This is a genomic window from Sphingobacterium sp. UBA6320 (assembly GCF_002440335.1).
Lineage (GTDB): Bacteria > Bacteroidota > Bacteroidia > Sphingobacteriales > Sphingobacteriaceae > Sphingobacterium.
Window position 1 is genome coordinate 137936 of the sequence record NZ_DJTA01000013.1, and the last position, 7040, is coordinate 144975.

3 protein-coding genes are annotated in these 7040 nt (G+C 35.9%); all 3 read left to right on the plus strand.

What is annotated here, in order from left to right; translation table 11 throughout:
- The first annotated feature begins 1 nt into the window (after window position 1).
- The 3 genes from B3P23_RS08275 (at window position 2) to B3P23_RS08285 (ending at window position 7011) form a co-directional block, all read left to right on the plus strand.
- A complete protein-coding gene (locus B3P23_RS08275; RefSeq protein WP_293925340.1) occupies window positions 2-1717 on the plus strand; it encodes a GMC oxidoreductase in 1716 nt (571 codons plus the stop codon).
- Window positions 1718-2250: 533 nt separating this feature from the next.
- The gene (locus B3P23_RS08280; protein WP_052627488.1) at window positions 2251-5430 is read left to right on the plus strand and encodes a SusC/RagA family TonB-linked outer membrane protein; all 3180 of its coding nucleotides are present in this window, start codon (window positions 2251-2253) and stop codon (window positions 5428-5430) included.
- An 18-nt stretch (window positions 5431-5448) separates the two neighbouring features.
- Window positions 5449-7011 (plus strand): RagB/SusD family nutrient uptake outer membrane protein, encoded by a 1563-nt coding sequence (locus tag B3P23_RS08285; protein WP_045752776.1) that lies wholly within the window; start codon window positions 5449-5451, stop codon window positions 7009-7011.
- The last annotated feature ends 29 nt before the right edge of the window (window positions 7012-7040 follow it).

Below are 7040 nucleotides of genomic sequence, written 5' to 3' on the forward strand. Positions count from 1 at the left end.
AATGGCAAATATTAATATAGATAGTCAAAAGAATAGAACTTACGATGCAATTGTGATCGGTTCGGGGATCAGTGGTGGATGGTCTGCTAAGGAATTGTGCGAAAAGGGGTTGAAGACTTTGGTTTTAGAGCGAGGTCGGGATGTGAAGCACATTAAAGATTATCCAACCACCAATATGAATCCTTGGGAATTTGAACATCGCAATGAGATGCCTTATGCCATAAAACAGGAAAATCCAATCGTTAGTAAATGTTATGCCTTTCACGAAGATGCGGCTCATTTTTTTGTCAAAGATAAAGAGCATCCTTATGTACAAGATAAACCTTTTGATTGGATTCGCGGATATCAAGTAGGGGGCAAGTCGCTTTTATGGGCGAGACAGACACAACGTTGGTCTGACTTTGACTTTGAAGGTCCAGCTCGTGATGGTTTTGCTGTGGACTGGCCTATTCGTTATGCCGATTTAAAACCATGGTATGATTATGTTGAAAAATTTGCAGGGATTGCTGGCGATAAGGATGGTCTGCCCGAATTGCCTGACGGTGAATTTTTACCAGGATATCCGCTTAATATGGTAGAAAAATATTTCAAGCAATCGGTATCCTCTCAATATCCAGAGCGGAAAGTAATTTCAGCACGCTGTGCACACCTTTCCAAACCGAATCAAATTCATTTTGATCAAGGACGTGTACAATGTCAAAATCGTACTTTATGTCAACGAGGTTGTCCATTTGGAGGTTACTTTAGCTCCAATGCCGTAACGTTGCCTTGGGCTGCAAAAACAGGAAATATGACTCTCCGTCCTTTTTCTGTAGTTCATTCTATTTTATATGATGAACAAAAAGGTAAAGCTGTAGGTGTTCGCGTGATCGACACCAATAACAAGGAGGAAATCGATTTTTATGCGCGTATTATCTTTGTCAATGCAGCAGCAATCAATACAAATTTAATTTTGTTGAATTCGAAATCCAATCGTTTTCCTAATGGTCTAGGTAACGACTCGGGTGTACTGGGAAAATATGTTGCTTTTCATAATTATAGTGCCCGGATTTATGCAGAGTATGAAGGACTACAAGATTATACTACTGAAGGAAGAAACCCAGCGGGTGGGGGATATATTCCTCGATTTAGAAATTTACATAAACAAGAAACGAACTTTCTTCGTGGATATGCGGCAGGTTTTGGTGCTTATCGTGGTACCTCTGCTGATCGCTCAGGTGCTGGGGAATCCTTGAAAAATAATTTATTAAATCCGAAATTAGGCAATTGGCAAGTCGGTTCCCATATGATGGGAGAAACGATTCCAAAAGAATCTGGCCAAGTAACATTGGATACTAAGAAAACAGATGATTGGGGAGTTCCTTTACTTCATATTGCTGTCGATTACGATGATAATGATGCAAAGATGAAGAAAGATTATCTCGATACGATGGAGGATATGTTTAAGACTGCCGGATTTACCAATATTCGACGTGATGATGGTAATCAGGCTCCAGGCCTGGACATTCATGAAATGGGGGGAGCGCGTATGGGCTTGGACCCAAAAACGTCTATACTAAATAAGTGGAATCAAATGCATTCGGTACCCAATGTTTTTGTTACAGATGGTGCAGCAATGACATCAACTTCTACTCAAAATCCTTCTCTAACTTATATGGCTTTTTCTGCTCGTGCAGTGGATTATGCGATAGCAGAAATGAAAAAAGGAAATTTGTAAGATTTATTAAAGATTAAGCTTTTTTTAGAAAAAAGCTTAATCTTTAAAATTAAAATGCTAATTTAAACCAATCTTGATTAATGATTATCTGATTTAATCAAGTTACAATAGTCTAGAAAATCCTTGAAACAGCACTGGTGATGCGGTGTATTTAAGATTATTGTGCAATTTATAGACTCAAGCTTGAAGAAGAAATTATGATATCATGACCAATTATAATGGAAGTTCTCTCTTGAAATATAAATCGAGTTTAAAAAATAATAACCATACTGAATTAAAAAAATTGTTATAGTGTCTTTGAAAGGGAATTCTATTACAATCTTTATTTTTCTAATAAGCTAAAACGATTAAACAAATTATGATATTAAAATCAACTATGACCAAAACTTTTCTTAAGGCATAAAATATGCTTTTTTAATAGATTATAACCAACAAACAAACATGTGTTAACATTTTGAGGGAAACTTATGGATTCATTTTTTTTCCTAAAAATGGCTAAAACGATTAAACAAATCTAAATCATTTTAAAAATTATGAACAAATTTGACGCAAGAACATTATTGCAGTTAAAGAAAAAATCAAAATTGTTTTTTTCATTAGCTGTTATTGCTGGATCTATGCAACATGTCTATGCATCGTCAGTTACTTCGTTAGGATACGTGGAAGTATCAGAAGCAAAAAACCTTGTTGCTAAACAAGGTCAAGTAAGTGGAAAGGTATTGGATGGAACAGGCAATCCAGTACCAGGTGTGACCATCTCGGTAAAAGGATCTCCTGGAGGAACTCAGACAGGACAAGATGGTAGTTTCAGTATCAATGCTAAAGTCGGAGATGTACTCGTTGTATCGTCTGTAGGGTATAAGACCTCAGAAACAAAAGTGACAAGTACCACCGGTTTAACGATTCGTCTCGAATCAACTGCAGATCAATTGGATGAGGTCGTTGTAGTCGGTTATGGTACGATGCGTAAGTCTGATGTGACCGGATCTATAGCTATGGTGAAAGGTGCAGACATGATCAAAGATCAGAATTTTAGTCCATTGGACAACCTAAGAGGTAAAGCATCTGGGGTTAACATCTTTTCCAATTCCAGCCAGCCTGGAGCTTATGGTAATCGTGTTATTATTCGTGGTGTTGGTACGATTAATTCTTCTTCAAGTCCATTATATGTTGTCGATGGAGTTGTCATGGAAGATTTTCAATTGTTGAATCCGAATGATATTGAAAGTATTGAGGTATTGAAAGATGCTTCTTCTGCTGCAATTTATGGCGCTCGAGGTGCAAATGGAGTGATCATGGTAACAACTAAGAGAGGAAGTAAAGATGGTCGAAAAACCATCAGCTATCAAGGATCAGTCGGTATCAGCTCTGCTCAACGCCATATGGATCTTTTAAATGCGCAAGAGTGGGTTGATGCCTTTATGATTGGCTTGGAAAATGAAAATAAATATGCAGCAGATTACCTTTTAAAAAATAATAAAGATTGGAAGCCATGGTCACTTGATAAAAAGGACTGGTTTAATGACCCGAACTATTTTGATGCTAGTGGTAATCCACTTTATGATACGGATTGGCAAAAAGAAGCAACTCGAACAGCAATTTCACATAACCATCAATTGAATATCCAACAGGGAGATGAGAAATCATCGATCGGAGCTTTTTTAAATTATACCGATCAGCAGGGGATCATGAATAACACTTGGAATAAGCGTGTAAATGGAAAATTAGCATATGATTCAAAACCCACATCTTGGTTATCGACATCTGTCAATTTAACTGTAAATCATACTTGGGGACGTTATACGCCTGAAGATGGGGGAGGGCAAGATGCAAGACGAACAATGATTGAAATGTTGCCATGGTATCCAGTTCGTAACCAAAATGGTGATTATACGATGTCGTCTTCATCTACTGTATCGGATAAATTGGGTTTTGAGGGTATGTCAAATCCGGTTGCTATTTTGGATTTACAAAAGCGTATGCGCTATAATACCCAGATTTTTGGAAATGCTGGTTTGACCTTTCATCTTGCTGATGGATTAGATTTAAAAACACAATTAGGTATTGATAATCATCAAAAAACATATAGAGGATATTCTTCTGTTTTATTAAATAATATCTCTGCTCCAAATGGTTGGGCTGAAATTAACCATACCAATACATTATACTGGCAAGAGGAAACGTATTTAACGTATAATAAGCAGTTTGATAAGCACCGGATTAATGCAATGGCTGGTTTGTCGTGGCAAGCTCGTACCTATGATTTTGATAACTCAAGAACAGAAGGTTTTCAAGACGATTTTTATGAATATTATAATATGGGAATTGGTACAATTCCATCTGCACCAGGATCAAATTGGAATAAATGGGCAATGAATTCTTATTTTGTCCGTGCAGCTTATTCTTACGATAATCGATATTCAGCAACTGTTACAGGTCGTTATGATGGTTCTTCCAAATTTGGAAAAAACAATAAATATGCTTTTTTCCCATCAGCTGGTTTAGCATGGAATGTTTCTAACGAAGATTTTCTGAAAGGTAATGAAACTGTTAGCAATTTGAAATTACATACCAGTTTTGGTTTAACAGGGAATTCTGAAATTGATCCCTATAAATCATTAGCCAATGTTACTGCAGGAACAATCTTATTAAACAATGTTCGTGCACCTTATTCTTATGTAGGTTCCATTTCAAATCCTGATTTAAAATGGGAGAGAACAGCTCAGTTTGATTTCGGAGTTGAGTTGGGTTTATTTCAAAATCGGTTGAATTTTGATGTTTCTTATTATCATAAAAAGACCACAGATCTATTATTGGATGCACCGCTACCTACATCTACTGGTTTCAGTACAGTAATGAAAAATATTGGAGCAGTCAAGAATCAAGGGCTTGATATGATGATCACAGGTACTCTTGTGAATAGTGAGAATTTTAATTGGAAATCTTCTTTAAATTTAAATTACAATAAAAATGAGGTTGTACAATTGGGAGAGAACAATGCCGATATTTTAATGAATAATTGGGTTGGTGGAGCTAATAGTATCATCCGTGTAGGAGAAAATCTCAACAGTTTTTACGGTTACAGAAGATTAGGTGTTTTTACACAAGCTGATGTAGATGCAGGTAATGCAAAATCAGAAGATATTGGCCGTGCTAAACGTACAACTGAGAAAGAAATTATTGGAAAAGGGTTACCAGATTGGACAGGTAGTTTTATCAATAATTTAAGTTACAAAAACTTTGATTTCACTTTAGATCTTCAATTTGTTAAAGGAGTAGAAGTGATGCAACAATTTTATCACTCTACTTATGACCGTTTTGGTATTACCAATGGTTTAAAAGAGATTTTAACAGATGCTTATAACGGTACAAATCCCAACACCATGCAACAAGCAATTTATTTGACAAATGGTGGTCATAGAGGACAAGAGACCAATGTAGATGATTCTTGGATCGCTGATGGATCTTATTTAAGAGTCAATTTAATTCAATTGGGATATACATTTAATCCAGAAATATTGAAGAGAGCAGGAATGTCTAGATTAAGAATTTATGCAAATGCCAACAATCCATTTTTGTTTACAGCGAAAGAGTTTAAAGGTTATGATCCAGAAAGTACTTCTCAAGGGACTAGTCAATTTGGACAAAACATGACCTTTTTTGCTTATCCAAGAGCGAAGACGTTTTCTTTAGGTGTTAATGTAACTTTTTAAATCGTAGAACTTATCAAAATGAAAAATAAATTATTTATGTTGTTATTGGCCGGAATGGTATTAACAACTTCTTGTAATAAATTTTTGGAAGAAGATCCAAAATCAGGTATAACTTTGGATAGTTATTATAAAACTCCAGCGCATGCTCTAAATACAGTTAATTCTCTTTATCGTATGGGTGCACCACAACAGTATTCTTATGCATCGAGTGCTTATATTGGACCTACGGCATCTGTAAATACCATGTTAACAGGATATTTTACCAATAGTTATGAAGGGCAAGAACGAATTTGTCAGTTCTCAAGAGAATTGACTCGTCAAAACAATACTAGTTTGATCTCTAATACAATGAATTCTATATGGGCGGATTCGTATAAAGCTATTAATATTGCTAATGCGGGTTTAAAATATATTCCAGAGATAAAGATGGATGAAGCTACTGCAAATAAACTAATGGCTGAAGCTAAATTCTTTAGAGCCTTTAATTATTTCTATTTAGTGAAAACATTTGGTGCTATTCCGTTTTACACAACACCAAATGAGTCTTTGGAAGATGAACTGTATTTAGATCGTACAGATGCTTCTAAAGTTTATGAACTTATCGAATCAGATTTGAAGACAGCTGTTGATGTTCTTGCTGCATCAAAATTTGCGACTAACGGACATCGTATTACAAAATATGTAGCCGCTATGACTTTAGCAAATGTTTATTTGCAACAAGGTAAATTTGCAGATGCAGCAGCAACTGCGAAAATTGTTGTAAATTCGGCGCATAAAATGACGCCTAATGGTAACCTTGAAGGTTTGAGTGCTTATAATGAATTACGTCGAGAAGATGATTTGGATGAGGTTATTTATGCACAAGAGTATAATGCAGATGTTAGAGATGGAAGTTGGTGGCCTACTTATGGTTTTAGCTCTTCAGCAGTATCTGTATTTGATAAATATTCAATCTTTGAACGTGTATATGGGCCAACAAAGCAGTTTTTAAATGTGTATGATACCAAAGATCTTCGTATTCAACCCAACCAATTCTTCCATTGGAAGTATACAAATCCGAATACGGGTAAGGTTTGGGAATCTAGTGAGGCTGGTATCTGGTATTATGTTGATGAAGAAGCATTACTAAGAACGGGTAAAGCAACAAAGGATTGGAATTTTTATCGTTATCCTGAAGCCTTATTGATTGCGGCAGAAGCAATTGCTAAAAGCGGTAGTGTTACTGCAGAAGCGGCTGGTTATTTAGCACAAGTGAGGGCTCGTGCTAATACGGAAGGTAAAACGGTTGCTCAATTTACTGCGGAGTTGCAAGGTTTATCAGTAGATAACTTTGTGAAAGAATGTTGGATTGAGCGGTTGAGAGAATTTCCATTGGAATTTAAAATGTGGGATGATATTTTAAGAACAAAAATGTTTCCAGTTATTTCTGCAACTCAGGCAGGTGTAATCGAATTTAAACCATTGATAGGAGCTGCTAATGGTTCCGGAGCTATTTTTAAAGAATCGGATTTATTATGGCCAATATCTGTAGAAGAATTGCAAAGAAATAAAAAATTAACGCAAAACGAAGGCTATAAATAAAATATAAAGGCTTTCCTTTTGCAGTGCCC

What these genes read in the sequence shown, in the direction of transcription:
- B3P23_RS08280 (WP_052627488.1), top strand. Translation starts at nt 2,251, where the DNA reads ATGAACAAATTTGACGCAAGAACATTATTGCAGTTAAAGAAAAAATCA.
- B3P23_RS08275 (WP_293925340.1), top strand. Translation starts at nt 2, where the DNA reads ATGGCAAATATTAATATAGATAGTCAAAAGAATAGAACTTACGATGCA.
- B3P23_RS08285 (WP_045752776.1), top strand. Translation starts at nt 5,449, where the DNA reads ATGAAAAATAAATTATTTATGTTGTTATTGGCCGGAATGGTATTAACA.